1 protein-coding gene is annotated in these 235 nt (G+C 57.9%); it reads left to right on the top strand.

The window, feature by feature from the left end:
- Positions 1 to 235 (top strand): helix-turn-helix transcriptional regulator (locus Q5762_RS39670; protein WP_315897176.1); only part of this gene is annotated, 235 nt, incomplete at both ends.

Here is a 235-nt window from a genome sequence, read left to right as displayed (position 1 = left end):
AGCGCCGGGACAAGCCTGGACACTCCCTGACCTGGCTGCCCTTTGCAATATGTCCCGCGCCACTTTTGTCAGGCATTTCCAGGAAGCGCTGGATTGTTCAGCAACGGAGTATTTGACGGACATACGCATGTCAAAGGCTGCACAACTCTTGCGCGAAAGTGGCGAATCCATCGGCGGCATCGCCGAGCGCGTAGGTTATCAGTCGGACGCGGCGTTTCAGCGCGTGTTCAAGCAG

Origin of the sequence: Streptomyces sp. P9(2023) (assembly GCF_032436795.1) — a bacterium.
Taxonomy (GTDB): domain Bacteria; phylum Actinomycetota; class Actinomycetes; order Streptomycetales; family Streptomycetaceae; genus Streptomyces.
This window is presented reverse-complemented; position numbering and strand designations above follow the sequence as displayed.